The 18863-nt window shown below is 68.9% G+C and carries 16 protein-coding genes; 6 read left to right on the plus strand and 10 right to left on the minus strand.

Annotated features, from left to right (window positions below; genetic code table 11):
- Positions 1–107: 107 nt before the first annotated feature.
- The 3 genes from ACG04Q_RS10765 to ACG04Q_RS10775 all read left to right on the plus strand — a co-directional run bounded on the left by ACG04Q_RS10765 (position 108) and on the right by ACG04Q_RS10775 (position 2977).
- A complete protein-coding gene (locus tag ACG04Q_RS10765) occupies positions 108–1412 on the plus strand; it encodes a glycosyltransferase (RefSeq protein WP_394510923.1) in 1305 nt (434 codons plus the stop codon).
- Between the two features lie 13 nt (positions 1413–1425).
- On the plus strand, positions 1426–2481 hold the full coding sequence (locus ACG04Q_RS10770) for a hypothetical protein (protein ID WP_394510924.1): 1056 nt from the start codon (positions 1426–1428) through the stop codon (positions 2479–2481).
- 79 nt (positions 2482–2560) lie between these two features.
- Positions 2561–2977, plus strand: a complete 417-nt coding sequence (locus ACG04Q_RS10775; protein WP_394510925.1) for a hemerythrin domain-containing protein — start codon at positions 2561–2563, stop codon at positions 2975–2977.
- A gap of 13 nt (positions 2978–2990) precedes the next feature.
- Here ACG04Q_RS10775 and ACG04Q_RS10780 read toward each other — a convergent pair whose 3' ends face one another.
- Genes ACG04Q_RS10780 through ACG04Q_RS10820 form a run of 9 tightly spaced genes read right to left on the minus strand, consistent with a single transcriptional unit; the run spans position 2991 to position 13535 of the window.
- Positions 2991–3263: a hypothetical protein gene (locus tag ACG04Q_RS10780; protein ID WP_394510926.1), complete on the minus strand. Its 273-nt coding sequence runs from the start codon at positions 3261–3263 to the stop codon at positions 2991–2993.
- Entirely contained in the window at positions 3263–4183 is a 921-nt protein-coding gene (ccsB, locus tag ACG04Q_RS10785) for a c-type cytochrome biogenesis protein CcsB (RefSeq protein ID WP_394510927.1), read from the minus strand. The genes ACG04Q_RS10780 and ccsB overlap by 1 nt, the downstream gene beginning before the upstream one ends.
- Positions 4180–6036, minus strand: a complete 1857-nt coding sequence (locus ACG04Q_RS10790) for a cytochrome c biogenesis ResB family protein (protein WP_394510928.1) — start codon at positions 6034–6036, stop codon at positions 4180–4182. The genes ccsB and ACG04Q_RS10790 overlap by 4 nt, the downstream gene beginning before the upstream one ends.
- Positions 6033–9116: an efflux RND transporter permease subunit gene (locus ACG04Q_RS10795; protein WP_394510929.1), complete on the minus strand. Its 3084-nt coding sequence runs from the start codon at positions 9114–9116 to the stop codon at positions 6033–6035. Before ACG04Q_RS10795 ends, ACG04Q_RS10790 begins: the two co-directional genes overlap by 4 nt.
- Positions 9106–10434, minus strand: a complete 1329-nt coding sequence (locus tag ACG04Q_RS10800) for a heavy metal-binding domain-containing protein (RefSeq protein WP_394510930.1) — start codon at positions 10432–10434, stop codon at positions 9106–9108. Before ACG04Q_RS10800 ends, ACG04Q_RS10795 begins: the two co-directional genes overlap by 11 nt.
- A 51-nt stretch (positions 10435–10485) precedes the next feature.
- Positions 10486–11403 (minus strand): multicopper oxidase domain-containing protein, encoded by a 918-nt coding sequence (locus ACG04Q_RS10805; RefSeq protein ID WP_394510931.1) that lies wholly within the window; start codon positions 11401–11403, stop codon positions 10486–10488.
- 23 nt (positions 11404–11426) lie between these two features.
- A complete protein-coding gene (locus ACG04Q_RS10810) occupies positions 11427–11780 on the minus strand; it encodes a c-type cytochrome (protein ID WP_394510932.1) in 354 nt (117 codons plus the stop codon).
- Complete coding sequence (locus ACG04Q_RS10815) at positions 11777–12475, minus strand: c-type cytochrome (protein ID WP_394510933.1); 699 nt, start codon at positions 12473–12475, stop codon at positions 11777–11779. The genes ACG04Q_RS10810 and ACG04Q_RS10815 overlap by 4 nt, the downstream gene beginning before the upstream one ends.
- A 7-nt stretch (positions 12476–12482) precedes the next feature.
- Positions 12483–13535: a multicopper oxidase domain-containing protein gene (locus ACG04Q_RS10820; protein WP_394510934.1), complete on the minus strand. Its 1053-nt coding sequence runs from the start codon at positions 13533–13535 to the stop codon at positions 12483–12485.
- A gap of 587 nt (positions 13536–14122) precedes the next feature.
- Here ACG04Q_RS10820 and ACG04Q_RS10825 point away from each other — a divergent pair.
- Both ACG04Q_RS10825 and ACG04Q_RS10830 read left to right on the plus strand, forming a co-directional pair.
- A complete protein-coding gene (locus ACG04Q_RS10825; RefSeq protein ID WP_394510935.1) occupies positions 14123–16486 on the plus strand; it encodes a TonB-dependent receptor in 2364 nt (787 codons plus the stop codon).
- Positions 16483–17013, plus strand: a complete 531-nt coding sequence (locus ACG04Q_RS10830; protein WP_394510936.1) for a YcnI family copper-binding membrane protein — start codon at positions 16483–16485, stop codon at positions 17011–17013. Before ACG04Q_RS10825 ends, ACG04Q_RS10830 begins: the two co-directional genes overlap by 4 nt.
- 23 nt (positions 17014–17036) lie before the next feature.
- Here the strand turns inward: ACG04Q_RS10830 and ACG04Q_RS10835 are convergent, their stop codons facing one another.
- Positions 17037–17543, minus strand: a complete 507-nt coding sequence (locus tag ACG04Q_RS10835) for an RrF2 family transcriptional regulator (RefSeq protein ID WP_394510937.1) — start codon at positions 17541–17543, stop codon at positions 17037–17039.
- 113 nt (positions 17544–17656) lie between these two features.
- Here ACG04Q_RS10835 and ACG04Q_RS10840 point away from each other — a divergent pair, with 113 nt between their 5' ends.
- Positions 17657–18862 carry an NnrS family protein gene (locus ACG04Q_RS10840; RefSeq protein ID WP_394510938.1) on the plus strand — a complete coding sequence of 402 codons (1206 nt, stop codon included), beginning with the start codon at positions 17657–17659 and terminating at the stop codon, positions 18860–18862.
- Position 18863: the final 1 nt, after the last annotated feature.

The following is an 18863-nucleotide window of genomic DNA, read 5'->3' on the forward strand; positions in this document are numbered from 1 at the left end:
ATCGTTCAAGACATGGAACGAAATGCTGCATACGCTAAGCATCAATCGTGGCGAGAGGACTTGCTGCGCAAACAGGATCGGGGGGTGATGCCCTCAGGAGTCGGGCCATGGAGTCATTCAATCGTGTCGTCATCTGCGCGGCCGGGTCGGGCGGCGATGTCCTGCCCTTCGTCGAGATCGGGGCCGCGCTCTCCAGGCGGGGCCTGCAGGTCACGATGCTGGGCCCGGACCGCTACCGGGCGCATGCCGACAGCCGGGGCCTCGACTTCGAGAGCATGGGCGCCGAGGACGTCTTCGAGGACGTCTTTGACGGCGAGGAGGTCTGGGACCCCAAGAAGGGAACCGCGGCGGCCTGGCGCTACTACACGGCAGCGATGCGCAGCGGCCACGAACTGATCGCGCATCGCTGGTCGCCGGGTCGCACGCTGCTGGTCAGCTCTAGCTTCGCGCTGGCCGCGCGGCTGGCCGAGGAGAGGGACGGGTTTGCCAATGCAACGGTCCATCTGTCGCCGTCGGTGATCTTCTCTGCCGTTTCGCCGCCCAGGTGGCCGGCGGCCTCCATTCCTGCCGAGTGGCCGCTCTGGCTGAAGAAGGGAACCCTGTCCGTGGTGGAACGGCTGGCCCTGGACCCGGTGATTGCGCCTGGGGTCAACAAGGTCCGCGCCAGGCTGGGGCTGAAGCCGGTCTCCCAGGTGTTCTCGCGCTGGATCCATTCGCCGCGGCGGGTGGTGTACGCCTTTCCGACCTGGTTCGCTCCAGCCGCCGCGGACTGGCCGCAGCAGGGCGTGCATGGCGGTTTCCCGCTGCAACAGCAGCGTGGGGTGGCCTTGCCGAGGACGGTGAGCGACTTCCTGGCCATGCGGCCTGACAAGCCGACCATCCTCATCACTGCCGGCACCGCCGTCGCCAACGTGTCCGGCTGGATGAGCCGATGCATCCTCGGCGCCTTGGCGGCGGGCGCGAAGGTGATTGCGGTGGGCCCGGCCGCGACGGCGCAGAGCTGCGACGCCGACGTGCTGTGGCTTCGTTTCGCGCCCTTCGAGACGCTCTTGCGGCGGGTCTCGCTCGTCGTTCATCACGGCGGCATAGGCACCATGGCCGAAGCGCTGCGCTCTGGCGTGCATCAGCTCGCCGTGCCTTCCGCCCATGATCAATTCGACAACGCGCACCGTCTCGCGCGCGAAGGCCTGGGCGAGATGGGCAGCGCGGCCTGGTCGGCCGGCGAGTTCGCCACGGCGATCAGCCGGGCTCTCACCGATATCCAGAACGAGATGCGGCGGCTGCGCTGCCGGCGAATGATGGAGGAGCAGGACCGCGGCGCCGACACCGTGGCGGCGCTCGTGCTCGGGCCGGAAGCGCCTGCATCCGCTCATGAGGGCGCGACGTCGCTGGTTACCAGCCTTGCTGGCTAGGGCACGCTGCTTCATGGCTCCTCGATGGGCCGTTTGGGCGATGCATCCGCTGACTCCGCCCCAGAAACTCATTGCGATCGAGTCCCGAGAGTTGCCCATGCCCCAAGCCACCCCACGCCCACGCCGTTTCATCACGGCCACCACGCTGGCCATCGCCGTGCTGGCGGGCGCGTTTCTCGCAAGCCCGGCAGCTGCCGCGGCGCCGCAAAGCCGCCGGCTCAGCCTGAGCCTTGAGCTGGTGCGTCGAGGCCCCGTTCAGCTGGGCGTGGAGAGCGGCGAACAGCGGCTCACCCAGCTTCTGAAGGTCGATGCCTTGCTGCATTCCGATGGCGTGCTGTTCCCCAGCAATCCGCTGGATGCCCAAGACGTGGACAGGCTTTTTCAGCAGTCCCAGGCTTCCCGCGCGCCCGCGGCTGGCACTGGAGGGCCGCAGCAGCGGGTGTCTGCGTCCCAGGGCCGGCAGTTGCAGGCCGACATGCAGTCCAAGGTGCAGGCGATGCAGGCGCGATGCGGCACCGATCCCCAGTGCATCGCCCGCGAGAGCGCCGCCCTCAGCGCCGCGATGAACAGCGCGCTGGCCGGCGTGACGGGCACTCCGGCCGCCGCCCGCGTGGACGACGACACCGGCCCCCAGCCGCAATTCCTGCTCTTCACGGGCCAGGCGGACTGCAAGCTGGCCCTGCAGGCCAAGATCGATTCGCGCGTCGAAGGCAGCTTCAACGACGTGCAGGGCGTCGTCAGGTATACCGAGACGCAGCGCGGCGAAAGCACCGTGCGAGACAGCGCGTTGTGCGGCCTGTTCCAGGTCGTCTTGCACCCCAGGTCGGGTCGCGTCTGGCTGGGCATTCCCACGCTGCGCCCGGAGACCGTGGGCATCACTGTCCGCGAGGAATCCGGCCACCCGACGCGCCGCACGGAGGGGCGCATCGCGCTGAAGTGGTGGGAGGCCGATGGGGCGCTTCGGCAGCGGCTGCTGAATCTGAACGAGCAAGGCTCGGACGTGCTGAAGGCGCCGGCCGGTGACGGCTCGGCCGAACTGCGCATGAGCTGGAAGTTCAGCAGCCCGTGAGCGCCTTGCGCCTATGCAGTACCGGCGGGCTTGGGCCCGCCGTCCCTTTTTGTATCCATCACCCACCCAGGAGAAGACGATGCTGAAAACCGCCCGCTACCGTGAAGAACACGCCAGCCTGGCCTTGCTGATCAAGGGCTTTGAAACCACGTTGGACATCGCGCTGCTCGGCAAGGACGGTGCGCCGGCGCGCCGGGCGCTGTCGGAGCTGGCGGGCAAGCTGCGCCTGCATCTGGCCGGCGAGGACAAGCTGCTCTATCCCCAGGCGCTGGGCAGCGCCGATCCCGCGGTGCGCAAGCTGGGCGAGAAATACCAGTCCGAGATGGGCGATCTGGCCGGGGCGTTCAAGGCCTACAGCGACAAGTGGCTGCTGCCCAAGGACATCGCCCGGGAAGCGCTGAGCTTCGCCAACGAGTCCCGCCACATCATCAAGGCCTTGAACGAGAGGATCCGGCGCGAGAACACCGAGTTCTACGCGGCGATCGACAAGGCTTGAGGGCGCGGCGCCGTCATCGGCGGCGCCAGCGCTGGACGACGAAGACCGGGAATCCGGCCACGCAGAAGATGGCGGTCGCTACGGCTGCCGCGTGGCCTGGCAGTTCGGCGCCGGGCCAGCCGTCGTCCAGAAGCACCGAAGCCGCGAGCCACGCGGCCAGGCAGGCGACGGGCGCCAGCAGGCGCTGCCAGGTCGGGCGATGCGATGACAAGGCCCAGGCGGTTGCCACGTTGGCCAGCAGCGCACCGGCGCACAGATAAGTGATGACAGGGGCAATGGACGTCATCACAGGGCACCGTAGGAATGCAGGCCCGACAGATAGATGTTGACGCCGAGGAAGGCGAACAACGTGATGAGCAGCCCGACCATGGACCACCAGGCCAGCAGGCCGGCGTGGCGGCGGCTGCCGACCAGGCGCAGGTGCAGCCAGGCCGCGTAGTTGAGCCACACGACCAGGGCCCAGGTTTCTTTGGGGTCCCAGCTCCAATAGCCGCCCCAGGCCTCTGCGGCCCACAGCGCGCCGAGGACGGTTGCGATCGTGAAGGCGACGAAGCCCACGGCGATGAGCCGGTAGCTCGCCTCCTCCAGGGCCTTCCTGGCGGGCAGGCGCCGCGCGGCGAACGGCTGGCCGGCGGCCAACCACGCGGCGCTGCACATCGCGGCGAGGCAGAAGGCGCCATAGCCGATGAAGTTGGCGGGCACATGCAGCTTCATCCAGTACGAATCCAGCGCTGGCACCAGCGGCGCCTGTTCATGGCCGCCGCGCGCCAGCGCGTACCAGAACAGGAACGCCGCTGCCGCGCCGCCGACCGGGGCGAGAAACGCACCGGCGCTCGCCAAGCCGCGGGCCTGCAGGCGCAACTGCATCGCGCCCGCAATCAGCACGAAGAGCACGAACACTTCGTAGAGGTTGCTGATGGGCACATGGCCGATGCCGCCGCCCAGCCGGTAGGACTCGACCCATCGCAGCGCGAGGCCGCTGATGCCCAGCACCAGCGCCAGCTTGGTCAGCCGGGCCGGCCAGGGGCCGTGGGACTGCCGCCACCACGCCAGCGCGTAGGCGGGCACCGCCGCCAGCGTGGCGATGCCCATGCCGAAGATCTGCGCCTGGCTGCTGCCCAGCGTGCGGGTGAACATCGCTGCGCCCCCGAGGTGGGCCAGCAGGCAGGTGAGCAGCAGCGCCGTGGCGCCGACTATCCAGTTCATGGGGATTCCTTCAGGATGAGTTGCGTGAACGCATGGAGTTCGTCTGGCAGGCCGTCCAGCGGCCGGTGGGCAGCCAGTGCGATCAGAACGCCTTGCGGGGATTCGCGCACCCACAGCCGCCTTTCCGGGCACAGCACCATCAATGCGGCGCCCAGGGCCAGCAACGCCATGCCCAGGTAGACGATGGCGGCGCCCGGTGCCTCGCTGACCTGCAGCACGCTGGCCGCCACGGGCGTGACCTCGTCCACCTGCAGCAGGGCCGGCTTCCCCGCCTCTATCCAGTGGCTGTAGGCGAGCAGCGCGTCTGTCACGAACGCGAGTCCTTCGGCGGGCGGCTGCCCGGGGTGCTCGGCCGACCAGGCATGCAGAGCCAGCCGGGACAGCAGCTCGATCAGCACGCGCTGGTTGCTGGCGTCGCCCACGGCGGTCAGCCCGCCGCGGCGGAACTGCGCCAGTGCATGCGGCAGGGCCTGCGCCACGACCGGTGGCGCGCCGGTGGCAAATGCGTGCAGCGTGGCTGGGTCGGCCAGCGCTGCCAGCAGCCGGCGGTAGTCACCCAGCGAGCCCCGTTCGTCGATGGGCAGGCGCAGGAAGCGCGCCTCTCCCGAGGCCTCGGCGAGGCCGAAGACGGCATAGGCCCGCCCGTCCAGGCGAACCGGTTTGACGTAGACGGTCTCGGTCAGCGTCTGCCCGGCATCGTCGCGCAGGCGCAGTTCCAGACTGGGCCCCAGGTCGACGCGCTGCGCGGCCTGCGCACCCGACAGGAAGGCCTCGTGCCAGCCCCGGGTCGCAGGCGCGTCGGGCGCGACCAGATTGCGCGGTTTGTAGCCGGTGAGTTCCGCTGTCAGCGGCCGGCCGTCCAGCAGCAGGGCCTGCGATACACCCACCTGGGCCTGCAGGGGCTGGTGCGCTAGGCCGCCCTGTAGCAGCCAGGCCCCGCGCACGCTGGAGCCGCCGTCGTCGAAGCCCGACTGGTAGAACTGCAGGCGGCCGTAGCGGGCCGGCGCGTTCATCGCGACGCGCAACGGGAAAGCGGTGCCGGGCCGGGCCGGGTCGGTGATCTCGATCTCGCTGACGAAGTCGCTGGGCTGGCCGCCCGGGTGGGTCTCCACGCGGAAAGCCCGCAGGTGTACGGCCACCGGCAGCCGGCGCAGCAGATAGCCGTCCGCCACAGCCAGGCTGGCCTGGTCGCCACTGCCGCCTTCCGCCAGGCGCAGCGCACCGCGGAAAGCGCCGCTGTCGGGCCCCAGCCGGCTGGCGGGGCTCAGCTCGGATGGCGGCTGCTCCAGCGGTGCGGCGTGCAGTCGGCCGGCTGCCAGTCGCAGTTGCAGGCCGAGGTTGGCGTCGGCCAGTCCGCCGACGCTGATGACGACGATGGCCAGGTGGGTGGCGACATAGCCCAGCCGCCGCAGCTGCCCCTTGGTGGCCGACAGCGTCAGGCCGTCGCCGACCCAGCGCCAGCGACCGGCCCGCAGCGCCGTCGGCAGTTGTGCCTTCTGCCCCTCGGACAGCTGCAGCTCGACGGTAGCGGGCAGGCGGCGCAGCGCCTCGGCGCCCAGGTGGTGCTTGAAGCCCCGCGCTTCGCGCCACATGCCCGGCGTCTGGCGCCAGACGCACAGCCCGGTCGAGAACGTCAGGAACCCGAGCAGCGCGAGGAACCAGCCGGCGTGATAGATGTCGTGCAGGCCGAGCAGGCGAAAGCTGGTGGCCCAGAGCAGGCCGTAGCGGCCGACGTCCGCCGCCAGGGGCTGGTTCTGTTCGACCAGCGAGCCGATGCTCGCCGCGATGGCGACCACGGCCAGAACGCCCACGGCAAAGGGCATGGAGCCCAGCAGGCGCAGCAGCCGGTTCATGCGCGCACCACCCAACGGTAGAGGGCCGGCACCACCAGCAAGGTGTACAGCGGTGCCGTCAGCATGCCGCCCACCAGGGGCGTCGCGATGCGGCGCATGACGTCCACGCCGACGCCGTCCGACCAGAGCAGGGGCATCAGGCCGCCGAGGATGACGGCCACCGTCATCGCCTTGGGGCGCAGGCGCAGCAGGGCGCCCCGCGTGATGGTGTCCGCCAGCGCGAGCTCGGGGTGGCGCTGCCGCTCCTGGTCGAGGTAGAGCAGCATCACCACGCAGAACTCGGCCGCCAACCCTGCCAGCGCGAGCAGCCCAACGGCAACGGCGAACGACCACTGTAGCCCCAGCGCCCAGCACAGCCAGAACGCGCCGGCCGCTGCGGCAGGCAGGCTGGACAGCACGACCACCACATGCCGCGTGCGGCGGAAGTGCAGGGCCAGGATGGCTGCCACGAGGGCCAGCGTGGCGGCACTGATGGCGGCCAGCCTCCAGCGCCCCTGCGCGAGCCGCAGCTGCTGCCCGACGAAGGTCCATTGAGCGCCTTCGGCCCGCGGCCGCAGCGGCTCCAGCGCCAGGCCGGCATGTTCGAGCACCCCACCGATGTCGCCGCTGTCCAGATCCAGTTGCACGTCGACCACGGGCTGGCCGTTCTCGGTCTTCAGCTCGGCCGGCCCTTCGGTCAGGCGCAGCGTGGCGACGTCGCCCAGCAGCACGATGGCACCGGTGCCGGCGCGCAACTGCAGGCGCTCCAGGGCTTGCATGGAGTCGCGGTCGGCGCGGGGCAGGCGCACGACGATGGGCACCCGCTCGCGGCCGATGCCGACGGTGTCGATCACCTCGCCGCCCAGCGGGCCCGCCACCCACTGCGCGACGTCGGCGGCGCGCAGCCCGGCCTGCGACAGGCGGGCGCGGTCCAGCTGCACTTCCAGGAAGCGGCCTTGCGCACTGCGTTCGGCCACGGCGTGCCTGACGCCGGGCACCTGTTGGAGCAGCGCCTCCGCCTGTTCGGCGACGCGGGCCGCCAGCGCCGGGTCGGGGGCCGTGACGCGCAGTGCCAGTGGCGTCTTGCTGCCGCTGGCCAGCATGTCGATGCGCGTGCGGATGGGGTGGCCCCAGCTCGCCGTCAGGCCAGGCAGCCGCAGCTCGGCGTCCAGCCGGGCGATGAGATCCGGCATGGGCAGGGCCGGATCGGGCCATTCGGCACGGGGCTTGAGCTGGATGGTGGTCTCCAGCATGGACAGGGGTGCGGGGTCGGTGGCGGAATCGCTGCGGCCGGCCTTGCCGTGGACCGAGGCCACCTCGGGCTGCTGCTTGATCAGTGCGCTGCTGCGGCTCAGGATGTCGGCCGCCTCGTCCACCGACACGCTGGCCAGCGTCGTGGGCATATAGAGCAGGTCGCCCTCATCCAGCGGCGGCATGAACTCGCTACCCATGTGCAGCAGCGGCCAGGCGAGTGTGAGACTGGTCAGCGCGCCAGCGGCTACGGTGCGGCGGGGATGCGCGAGCGCGGCGCGCAGCAGCGGGCTGTACAGGTTTTGCAGCACGCGGTTGATGGGGTTGCCGAGCTCGGGCTGCACCGGGCCGCGCACGAAGCGAAGCATCAGCACCGGGACCAGCGTGATGGACAGCGCCGCGCCCGCGGCCATTGCATAGGTCTTGGTCAGCGCCAGCGGCGTGAACAGCCGGCCCTCGGGGCCTTGCAGCGAGAAGACCGGCAGGAAGGACACCGTGATGACGAGCAGCGAGAAGAAGAGCGCCGGCCCGACCTCCTGGGCCGCCTGCAGCACCAGCTCGTGGTGGCTGGCGCGGCCGTCGGCGTTCTCGAGCTTGCGGTGCAGGGTCTCGACCATGACGACGGCGGCATCGACCATGGCGCCGACGGCGATGGCCAGGCCGCCCATGGACATGATGTTGGCGGTGATGCCTTGTCGCTCCAGCACCGCCAGCGCGACGAGCAGCCCGACGGGCAGGCTCAGCACGGCCACCCATGCGGAGCGCAGGCGGCGCAGGAAGAGCAGGCACACGGCCCCCACCACGATGGCTTCTTCCAGCAGGCGCAGCGCCAGCGAACGGACAGAGGCGTGGATCAGTCCGGCCCGGTCATAGGTCGTTTCCAGCCGGACGCCGGCCGGCAGGCTGGCCTGCAGGCTGGCCACGCGCTCGTGGACCGCCCTCAGCGTACGCTCGGCGTTCTCGCCCTGGCGCATGACGACGATGCCGCCGGCCACGTCGCCCTGGCCGTCGAGGTCGGCCACGCCTTCGCGAGGGGCAGGCCCCCAGCCCACGCGTGCGATCTGCGCCAGCCGCACCGGCTGGCCGTTTGCATCCTGGCCGACAACGGCGCCCGCCAGGTCGCGCGGCGCCGACGAGCGGGCATCCAGCGTGACCATCGTTCGCTGCCTGCCGAGTTCCAGAGCGCCGCCGCCGCGCAACTGGTTGGCGTCGCGCAGGCCTTGTGCCACCGCGTCGGGCGTGATGCCCAGCGCCGTGGCCCGCAGCGGGTCGAGGTCGACCTGCAGCTGCCTGGCGGCGCCGCCGATGCTGGCCACCTCGGCCACGCCCGGCAGGCTCTGCAGCTGCGGCCGCAGCACGGTGTCCTGCAGCGCGCGCAGGCGGTCCACGGGCAGCGGGCCGGTGAGGGCGTATTGGTAGATCCACCCCGTGCCGGCGGCGTCGGGGCCCAGGACGAGCTTGCTGCCGGCAGGTAGCGCCGCTTGCAGCTGCGACAGGCGCTGCTGGACAGCGGCACGCGCCTGGGCGGGTGCGATGCCATCGCGGAAGACGACGTAGATGAAGGCCTCGCCGAACATCGACACCGCGCGGACGGTGGCCGCCTCCGGCACACCCAGCAGCGCCGTGGTGACGGGGTAGACCGACAAGTCCTCGACCTGGCGGGGCGGCTGGCCCGGGGCTTCGACCTTGAGGATGACCTGGGCGTCCGACAGGTCGGGCAGGGCATCGAGCTTCAGCTGCGACGCCAGGCCGGCGGCCAGCGCTGTGAGTGCGGCCACGGCCAGCACGACCCAGCGGCCGTGCGCCAGCGAGGCGCGGATGATGCGGGCAAGCAGCCGGTCAGTGCGCATGGTGGTGCTGTGCTGCGTTGTCGCGCGGCTTGGCGTGGGCTGCGAAACGGGCCCGGGCCGCCGCCCAGGAGGCTTCGGCGCCGATCAGGAACTGGCCGTTCACGACGACGCGCTGTCCGGGCGCCAGGCCTTCGCGCACTTCGACGCGTTCGCCGTCGCTGCGGCCCAGGATGACCGTGGCCGGCCGGAAACCCGTGTCACCGTCGGCGACGATGACCTGCTCGGTGTCGCCCATGCGCAGCACCGCGTCGCTGGGCACCGTGATGACCGCTGGCATGGCGTCGGCCAGCTGCGCGCGCACCAGGCTGCCCGGCGGAAAGGCCGCGGCATGGGCGCCCGGGTTCAACGTGGCCCTGAGCCTGGCCTGGCGCGAGACGGGGTCGACGACGGCTTGCTGCGCGCGAGCGGTCACGACCAGGGTCTGATGCGGGTCGACGCTGGACTGCAGCCTGACCCGGGCCTGGCTGCCCAGGGCGCCCAGTTGCCGGGGCGACAGCGTGAGTTCGACGGCGACGCGCCTGGTGTCCGCATAGCTGAGCACCGGCTGTGCCGGGCCGACGGCGGCACCTTCACGCGCCGTCAGGCTGGTGATGATGCCGTCATGCTCGGCCCGTACCGGCAGCAGCTCGCGAACGCGGTGGCTGGCTTCGAGTTCCTGGAGTACGTCCTCCGGGATGTCGGCCGCAACCAGACGTGCACGGGCCCGGAAGCGTTCCTTCGCGATGCTGGCGAGCATGATCTCCGGCGCGGTGTTGCCGATGGGGCCCATGCCACCCGGGCGGTTGGTGAGGGCGTCGCGGCGCGTCAGCAGGTCCAGGTAGTCGCGCTGGCGCTGCTGCAGTTCGGGTGAATAGAGCTCGTACAGCAACTGGCCCTTGCTCACCTTGTCGCCAACGCCACCTACGGCTAGCCGCCGCACCCAGCCCTCCGCCTTGGGAGTCAGCTGCACGCTGGCGCTTTCGTCCTGCACGATCTGGCCGCTGACGAGGTCGCCAGCGGTGATTGCGGAAGTGCCCACCTTCTCCAGCACCAGGCCGATGCGACGCTGCTGCGCGACGCTGACCGGCACTGCCGGATTGGCGTCCGCTGCAGGCCCGGCTGCGCGAACCAGGGCCATGCCGCAGATGGGACAGGAGCCCGGCGCGTCGCGCAGCAGGTCGGGATGCATGGGGCAGGTCCAGCCGCCCGGCACGACCTCGCCGGCAGCCTGCGGCACGGGCTTGAGCCCGACGCCGTGCGATGCCTGGTGGCGTGTGATGACGAAGCCGGTCGCAGCGATGGCCACGAGGGCCACGCCGATTGCCAGTCGGTGGTACATGGGTTGCTTCCGTGGCTGAGCGGCCCTGCCGGGCCGCTCAGCGTGGCGCCGTCAGCGGACGACGATGTTGTCGCCCTTGCCGGCCTTGGGGTCGGCGTCGTTGCTGAACTGCAGGATGGCGATGGCGCCTGTGAGGGCCTGCTTCATTACGTGGCTGACCAGTGCGTTGGCGCCCTCGACCGGCGAGATGATGTCGAAGGCGGCACCGTCGCCGGGGCCGACGGTGAAGCTCTGCGCGCCGTGGATGACGTTCTTCGGATTGCCGCTGACGTAGACGCGATCCCAGATGCCCGCGATGGGGTGGAAGGACGAGAACTCGTTGACGCCGGCGTTCACGAAGTGGATGCGCACGCGCTCACCCGGCTTGGCCTGCAGGATGCGGGTGGCGGCGGGGTCGTGCACGGGGTCGTACTTGAAGACGCCGCCGTTGAACATCGTGTTGGTCCACTTGCCGGCCATCATCTCGGCCTGGTTGTCCGGGTTCGGGTAGAGCTCGGACTGGACCAGCACGTACTCCCGATCGGCCTTGGGCAGTGCGTTCGGATCCTTGGGGTCCACGATGATGACGCCGAACATGCCGCGGGCGATGTGCTGGATCATGGGATCCGAGCCGCAGTGGTAGAAGAAGGTGCCCGGGTAGGTGGCCGGGAAGCTGAACTTCTTGCTCTCGCCCGGCTTGATGGACTCGAACTCCTTGACGACGTCGACGCGGGCGGCGTGGAAGTCGGTGGAGTGGGAGTTCTTGCTGGTCTTGTCGTTGACCAGCGTGAACTCGACGATGTCGCCTTCCGTCACGCGAACCACGGGACCGGGGATCTGGCCGTTGTAGGTCCAGGCGCGGTACATGGTGCCCTTGTTGTCGATGGGCAGTTCCACTTCCTTGGCGGTCAGGGTGACCTGCACGGTCTTGGCCTGGGCAGCGCCCAGGGCGGCCAGGGCAAGCGCCAGGGCCAGGGTCGTCTTTTTCACGGGGTTCCTTTCGGTCGAGGGTTTCATTTCGCGGTGGTCTTGCTGACGATGCGGAGATAGGCCACCAGCTCCCCCATCTCCTCGTCGGTCATGACGCCCTCCCAACGGGGCATCAGGACGGATTTGCCGACTGCCAGTCCGCCGCCCTTGATGGCCTTGAACAGCAGCTCGTCGGGCGTGTCGCCCATGCCCTTGGTGTCGGTGTGGTCGCGTGGCTTGACGGCCATGTCGCGGCTGTTGATGCCGTTGCCGTCGCGGTTGATGCCGTGGCATTGCACGCAGTAGGCGTTGTAGTTGCGCACCGCGCGGGCAGGCGGTTCGGCCGCCTGTACGGCGCCGGCCAGGCAGGCTGCCATGAGAGCGAGCCAGCGCGTCATTTGGCGCCTCCTTGCTTCAGGGTGTTGATGTAGCCGCTGAGCTTTTGCACGTCGGCGTCGGTCAGGTCCAGGCGAGGCATCCAGACGTGCGGATCGAACTTCTGCGGGTTGCGGATGTACTCGACGACGTAGTCCGGCTGCAGCCGATCGCCCGCGCTGAACAACTCGGGGCCCGAGCCGCCCCCTGCGCCCGGCTTGGCCGAGTGGCAGGACGCGCAGCCGCGCAGCTTGTTGAACAGCAGCGATGCCATCGAGGCGTTGACGGGATCGCCCTTGAACGCGCCCTTGGCGACGAGGTCTGGCGTCGTCAGAGCCATCAGCGCGTCGGCGGCGGCGGCGGCATCCGCGGCGTTGAGCTTGGGATGCGGCGTGACCTTGGCGGCGTCGACGACATCGGCGCTGCCGGCCTCGCCCGGCTTCACCGCGTTGAGGAACATCGCGCCACCCGGGCGCAGCACGGTCGGCTGCTGCAGCCAGGCCGTCAGCCAGTCCCGGTTGAACTTGCTGCCGGCGTAGTAGAGGTCGGGGCCTTTGCGTTGCAGCAGGCGTTCGACGCTGGCCTCGGCCGGTTTCGTGACCGCATGGCAGGCCACGCATTGGCTCTTGAGCAGTTCGGCGCCCGATGCGGCGTGCGAAGGCGCGGCGGCGCCCAATGCCGCCGCTGCCGCCAGTGTGGAGAGGAGAAGCTTGATCACGGCGCCCTCACTGCACGGCCTGACCCTGGAAGGTCTCGTTGGTGTAGATGCCGGGGCCCTTCTTCAGCGAGTCCTGGTAGTAGAAGTTGGGCTTGGGCACCCGCTTGTTCCACGGGTAGAAGGCGTCGTCGCTCTTGACCTCGGTGTATTCGATGACCGTCATCAGGCCGCCGTGCGGGCGGTCGCCGTTCATGGTGTGGCTGTCGACGTGGTCATGCACCATCCAGCGGCCGGGGTTGTCCGCCTCGAAGATCAGGTCGTAGCGCTCGCCCGGCCCCACCAGCACGGTGTCGCCGGTGATGGGCTGCGGCAGCGGGAAGCCGTCCTTGAATGCGATCTTGAACGCGTGGCCGTGGATGTGGATGGAGTGCACCAGGTCGCCGGCGCCGATCAGGCGGATGCGCACGACATCGCCCTTGGTGATGCGCAGCGGCTCGGTGTCCGGGTAGGCGCGGCCGTTGATGGTGAAGTAGTCGAACTTGTCGCCGGGCAGGCCACCGAAGCCTGGCTTGTTGGCCCACTTCGAGTCCCAGTCGGACAGCATCAGGATGAAGTCCTTGGTGACCCGCTTCTCCAGCGCCGTTGGCGCCTTGGGCTTGACGATGAAGGGGCCCCACATGCCGCGCAGCGCGACGTGCTCGTTGACGTTGACATGGCAGTGGTACCACATCGTTCCCGACGGCTCGGCCTTGAACTTGTAGGTGAAGCTGTCGCCGGGCTTGATGCCCTCCTGCGTCACGTCGGGCACGCCGTCCATCTTCCACGTGCCGCGCTGCAGCATGCCGTGCCAGTGGATGGTGTGGGGCAGGGCGGTCATGTTGTTGACCTTGACCTCCATGTCGTCGCCCTCGTCGACATGGAAGAGCGGACCCGGCACCTGGCCGGCGAACGCGAAGGTGTGGAACTGCTGCTTCTCGACCAGGGTGATGCGCGTGTCCTCGATGTTCATTTCGAACTCGCGCTTGGCGGCCCAGGCTTGACCTGAGATCAGCGTTGCCAGCAGTGCAGCTGCGGCGATGGACTTGCGCCCCGGGCGGCCTGCGGTTTGGCCTGGATTCATGGGACCTCCGAACATTGGGTGAAGCCAAAAGATACATTTATCATGCAATTTAAACAAGCAAAGCCCGTGCATGTTTAAGGGGGATTTCGCAGATGTCTCAAGGCTTGAGTGGTTGTTGAACATGCTTGGCTCGCACATGTTAAAGTGAATTTGTTATGCATCTTTACGTTGGCAAGCAAAGCAAGATCACCGGGCTGCGCCGCAGCTTGGTCCTGCTGCTGCTCGTGCTTGTCTGCGTTGCGCCAAGCGTTTCGCGCTGCCTGAGGACCGAAGCTGGGCGTTGGTTGGCGTCGGCGGCCGCCCCGCATTGCCACGTGAAGGGTCTGCCGGGGCTTGACTACTGCGCGTTCTGCGTGATCCCGGGGCTGGGAAGTGCGCCCCCTGCGGCTCAAGTCGGCGTCGACATGGGAGCCGCCCTGCGCCACGCCGAGCTTGCGACCCTGCCTTCCGAAGGGATCGTCCCGCCGCCCCGGCGGGCGCTGTCCCGCGGCCCTCCTCGGGCCTAAAACCTCTTCCGATACCGCCCGCCGTGGTGCATCACGACTGCGCCAGGGGTGGTCGCGTCCCAACGAAATTCAGGCTCTCCAATGAAAAGCAAACTCCGTCGAGGCGCTCCCCGCCTCCATCCGCTCGCCGGCCAGCTGTCGGTGGTGCTGGCAGCCCTCTACGCCGGCAGCGCATTCGCCTGCGATGAATGTGCCGATGAGCATGCACCGGTGCAGAAACTCGCGCTGGTGCGCGTGCAGGGCGCGGCGCCCAGTTCCCTCCCCACCAATATCCCGACCACGCGTGAGACCGTCACGCGTGAGGACATCGAGCGCTGCATCAACGCGACCGATGCCGAGGATGCGCTCAAATACCTGCCCAGCCTGCTGGTGCGCAAGCGCTACATCGGCGACTACAACCACGCCATCCTCTCCAGCCGGGCCTCGGGCACTGGCAACAGCGCGCGCTCGGCCGTCTACGCCGACGGCATCCTGCTGTCCAACTACCTCGGCAACGGCGTCGGTGGCCTGAGCTTTCCGCCGCGCTGGGGGCTGGTAACGCCCGAGGAGATCGAGCGCGTCGATGTCATGTACGGGCCGTTCTCTGCGGCCTATCCGGGCAACTCTGCCGGCGCCGTCGTCGACTATGTGACCCGCATGCCGACGAAGTTCGAGGCTCACGCCAAGCTGGGCTATGTCACCCAACCCTTCGAGCTGTACGGCAGTAAGGCGACCTACCGCGCCTGGCAGGCCAGCGCCTCCATCGGCGACCGTGCGGGCGACTTCAGCTGGTGGCTCAACCTCAACCACACCGACAGCGACGGCCAGCCGCTGACCTTTGCCAACCGCCTGGCCAGCACAGGCATTGCGGCAACCAACGGCACGCCCGTGACCGGTGCCCTGCTCGTGCCCAACAGCAACGGCCAGCCCTGGTACATGCTGGGCTCGGCAACGACCTACAGCACGCGCCAGGACCACTTCAAGCTCAAGCTGGCTTATGACATCAGCCCGACGCTGCGGGCTAGCTATGTGCTGGGCAGCTGGCGCAACGACGCCGACGGTAACTCCGAGAGCTGGCTGCGCGACGCTGCTGGCAAGCCCGTCTACAGCGGCCCCATCGTCATCGACGGCAAGCAGTTCGCCCCGCTGACGGGCGGCGACTTCGCGCTTACGCGGGAGCGCTTGATGCACGTCATGCACGGCGTCTCGGTAAAGAGCCGCAGCGGCGGTGAATGGGACTGGGAGCTGGCAGCCAGCCTCTACGACTACCAGCGCGATGAGAAGCGCCAAAACGCCGCAGGCAACCCTCAGCCTGGCGCGTGGACAGGTGGCGCCGGCACGCTGGCCGATGGTGGCGGCACGGGCTGGCACACGCTGGCCCTGAAGGGCATCTGGCGGCCCGCCGGCACGGGCCATGTCGTCGACCTGGGCCTGCAGCAGGACAGCTACCAGCTGCGCTACCAGACGTCCAACATCGGCGGCAACTATCTTGCCGATGCGCCCGGCACGCTGGCTTCGGCGGTGCGCGGTGACACACGGCTGCAGGCGGCCTATGCGCAGGACGCCTGGTTGCTGGCTGAAGACTGGAAGGCCGTGCTGGGGCTGCGCGCCGAATCCTGGCAGGCCCGCAATGGCCGCACGGACTTCTCGGCCACGGCCAGCCAGGGCTACGCCGCGCGCCGCGAGAACTTCGTTTCGCCCAAGGCCGCCCTGGCCTGGCAGGCCACGGTGGACACGGTGCTCAAGGCTTCGGTGGGTCGTGCGGTCCGAATGCCGACGGTGGGCGAGCTCTATGGCGCCACGTCGACGACGAACTCGCAGTACATCAACGACCCCGACCTGAAGCCCGAGAAGTCCTGGACGGCGGAGTTCAGCGCCGAACAGGCCTGGGGCGCACTGCAGTCACGCCTGACGCTGTTTGCGGAGACGACGCGCGATTCGCTGTACTCGCAGACGAGCTTCGACGCCGCAGCCAACAAGAACATCAGCCGCGTGCAGAACATCGATCGGATCGCCACGACCGGGCTGGAGGCGACGCTGGCCGCGACGGACTGGCTGTTGAAGGGGCTGGACCTGACGGCCAGCGCCACCTATGCGGACTCCAAGATCAAGGCCAATGCCGGCTTCGTCAACGTGCCGGGCGACACCCTCGGCCGTTGGCAGCCCAATATCCCACGCTGGCGTGCCACGGCGCTGGCCGCCTACCGCTTCGACGATCACTGGAGTGCCAGCCTCGCGGCCCGCTACAGCGGCCGCCAGTACCGCACGCTGAACAACGCCGACGTGAATGGCCATGCCTATATGGGCGTGAGTCGCTACGCCACGGCCGACCTGCGTGTGTTGTGGAAGATCGACCGCCAGTGGAACGCCGCCTTCGGCATCGACAACCTGAACAACGACAAGTACTGGAACTTCCACCCCTATCCGCAGCGCAGCTATTCGGCCGAGCTGAAGTTCGATCTATGAGAACCACCCTCACCACCATGCTGCTCGCGCTGGCGGGTAGCGCCCAGGCCCACATTACGCTGGAGCAGCCCGAGGCCATGGCCGGGAGCAGCTACCGCGCTGTCTTCAAGGTGGGCCACGGTTGCAACGGCGCGGCGACGAAGGAGATCATCGTCACGCTGCCTGAGGGCCTGCGCGGCGCCAAGCCCAGCCCCAAGCCCGGCTGGACGCTGACCACCAAGCGCCGCATGCTCAAGTCGCCCTACGACAGCCACGGCCAGCCCATCATCGATGAGCTGGCCGAGGTGCGCTGGCTAGCCAACGGCGAGGCCAATCAGCTGCAGGACGCCTGGTACGACGAGTTCGTGTTGCGTACTTCGCTGCCAGTGGAGGCGGGTGAACTCGCCTTTGCGGTGCGGCAGGTCTGCACCGAGGGGGAGTGGAACTGGGCCGAGCGACCGACCGCAGACAACCCGCGCCCGCGTGCGCCGGCGGTGAGACTGATCGTCAGGCCTGCTGTTGCAGCGCCTGCCGGCCATACGCACTGAGATCCAGGCGGGGCGGGTCCTCGTCAGCGCTTGCCCGCTGGCGTTGTGGCCCGCGCCGACTTCCTGGGCATCATGACGACGGGCTGCGTTGTCATGCCCAGCAGCGAGGCCGCGACCGTTGGCGCCGCGATGGATTCTGCGAGCGTCATGGAGTCCAGCTCGGCCATGAAGGCGTCCATCGCGCGCGCCAACCGGCGCCGCAGATTGCAACTGGGCTGGATGGCGCACTGGGCAGGGGTCTCGGGGTCATGACAGGCCACGATGGCGAAGTCCTTCTCGGCCATGCGGACGATGGCGCCGATCGAGATCTCCGTCGGGTCTTTCGCGAGGCGCAGGCCGCCCGAGCGACCCCGCACCGTCATCACGAAGCCGGTCTGCCCCAGCTCGTTGACGATTTTCGTCAGATGGTTGCGGGAGATGTCGTAGGCCCTGGCGATCTCGTCAATGGTCGCCAAGCCGCCTTCACGGTAGCGGACGGCCAGGTACATCATCACGCGCAAGGTGTAGTCGGTGTAGACCGTCAGGCGCATCGAACAATCTCCATGAATGCATCTTTATTCTAGCTTGCGGAACGAAAATCTGCTTGCTGACTTGCCTGTTGTCGTCTTAAACTGGCATAAGCAATACATCTTTGAAGCAAGCCATGAAGCCGATGCATCCCCAGCTGCCGCTGCTGAATCAGGGGCCGGCGCTCGCGCCGCGCGGCTGGCCGCCATTGAGGCTGGCCTTCCGACCGTTCTACCTGTTGGCTGCCCTCGCCGGGGCGACGCTGATGCCGCTGTGGTGGGCCGTGTTCACCGGCCGGCTCGCACCCGCCACGGGGTTGGCGCCGTCGCTCTGGCATGCGCACGAGATGCTGTTCGGCATGGTGGCCGCCGTGGTCGTGGGCTTTCTGTTCACTGCCGGCAAGACCTGGACAGGGCTGCCGACGCCGCGTGGCTCGCAACTGGCCTCGTTCGCGCTGCTGTGGCTGCTGGCCCGTGTGGCTGCACTTGCCGCGCCCTATCCCGTCTTCTTCGTTCTGGACGTGGTCCTCCTGCCGCTCGCGGCCGCGCTCTTCGGTGACCTGCTGGTGCGGTCCCGCAATCTGCGCAACGCCGGCGTGGCTGTCGTGTTGTCGGGCCTGGGTCTGGCCAACCTGGCTTTCCATCTGGGTGCGAGCGGAGCGCTGGACTGGTCGCCGCACCGCGCCCTGCAGGCGGCCCTCGCCTTGCTGGTGGTGCTGGAGACGGTGATCGGCGGGCGGGTCATCCCCTTCTTCACGCGCAATGTGACACCGGGTCTCGACAATGCCATCCCCGCCTGGCGCGAGCGCCTGCTGATGGCGGCCACGCTGTTGGGTCTTGCTGCCTGGCTGCTCGACGGGCCGGTCGGACTCACGGCGGTCCTGCTGGGCGGTGCGGCAGCCTTGCACGCCTGGCGTCTGCTCAGCTGGGCGCCGCAGGTGACCCTGCGCAGGCCCATCCTGTGGTCGCTGCACCTGGCCTATGCCTGGATACCCCTGGGGCTGCTGCTGCTGGCCCTCTCCCTGTGGCTGCAGTTGCCGGTGTCCCCGGCGCTGCATGCTTTTGCCGTAGGTGCCACGGCGGGGCTCCTCGTCGCCATGATGACCCGCACCGCGCGCGGCCACACGGGTCGCCCTTTGCAGGTCGGCAGGGCGGAAACGCTGGCCTATGCGCTGGTGGCTGCCTCAGCCTGCCTTCGGGTGGCGGTACCGCTGGTCTGGCCGGCGGCGACCGCTGGGGCGCTGGTCGCTGCCGGTGCCTGCTTCGCCACGGCGTTCGCGCTCTACCTGGCCGTGTATGCGAAGTGGCTGTTGGGCCCTAGAGCGGATGGGCAGGACGGTTGAC

This window comes from Pelomonas lactea (assembly GCF_043555885.1).
Lineage (GTDB): Bacteria > Pseudomonadota > Gammaproteobacteria > Burkholderiales > Burkholderiaceae_C > Pelomonas > Pelomonas lactea.

Coding starts and splice junctions, on each gene's coding strand:
- ACG04Q_RS10775 (WP_394510925.1), top strand. CDS start 2,561: ATGCTGAAAACCGCCCGCTACCGTGAAGAACACGCCAGCCTGGCCTTG.
- ACG04Q_RS10765 (WP_394510923.1), top strand. CDS start 108: ATGGAGTCATTCAATCGTGTCGTCATCTGCGCGGCCGGGTCGGGCGGC.
- ACG04Q_RS10830 (WP_394510936.1), top strand. CDS start 16,483: ATGAGAACCACCCTCACCACCATGCTGCTCGCGCTGGCGGGTAGCGCC.
- ACG04Q_RS10825 (WP_394510935.1), top strand. CDS start 14,123: ATGAAAAGCAAACTCCGTCGAGGCGCTCCCCGCCTCCATCCGCTCGCC.
- ACG04Q_RS10800 (WP_394510930.1), bottom strand. CDS start 10,434: ATGTACCACCGACTGGCAATCGGCGTGGCCCTCGTGGCCATCGCTGCG.
- ccsB (WP_394510927.1), bottom strand. CDS start 4,183: ATGAACTGGATAGTCGGCGCCACGGCGCTGCTGCTCACCTGCCTGCTG.
- ACG04Q_RS10835 (WP_394510937.1), bottom strand. CDS start 17,543: ATGCGCCTGACGGTCTACACCGACTACACCTTGCGCGTGATGATGTAC.
- ACG04Q_RS10795 (WP_394510929.1), bottom strand. CDS start 9,116: ATGCGCACTGACCGGCTGCTTGCCCGCATCATCCGCGCCTCGCTGGCG.
- ACG04Q_RS10820 (WP_394510934.1), bottom strand. CDS start 13,535: ATGAATCCAGGCCAAACCGCAGGCCGCCCGGGGCGCAAGTCCATCGCC.
- ACG04Q_RS10810 (WP_394510932.1), bottom strand. CDS start 11,780: ATGACGCGCTGGCTCGCTCTCATGGCAGCCTGCCTGGCCGGCGCCGTA.
- ACG04Q_RS10790 (WP_394510928.1), bottom strand. CDS start 6,036: ATGAACCGGCTGCTGCGCCTGCTGGGCTCCATGCCCTTTGCCGTGGGC.
- ACG04Q_RS10840 (WP_394510938.1), top strand. CDS start 17,657: ATGAAGCCGATGCATCCCCAGCTGCCGCTGCTGAATCAGGGGCCGGCG.
- ACG04Q_RS10780 (WP_394510926.1), bottom strand. CDS start 3,263: ATGACGTCCATTGCCCCTGTCATCACTTATCTGTGCGCCGGTGCGCTG.
- ACG04Q_RS10770 (WP_394510924.1), top strand. CDS start 1,426: ATGGCTCCTCGATGGGCCGTTTGGGCGATGCATCCGCTGACTCCGCCC.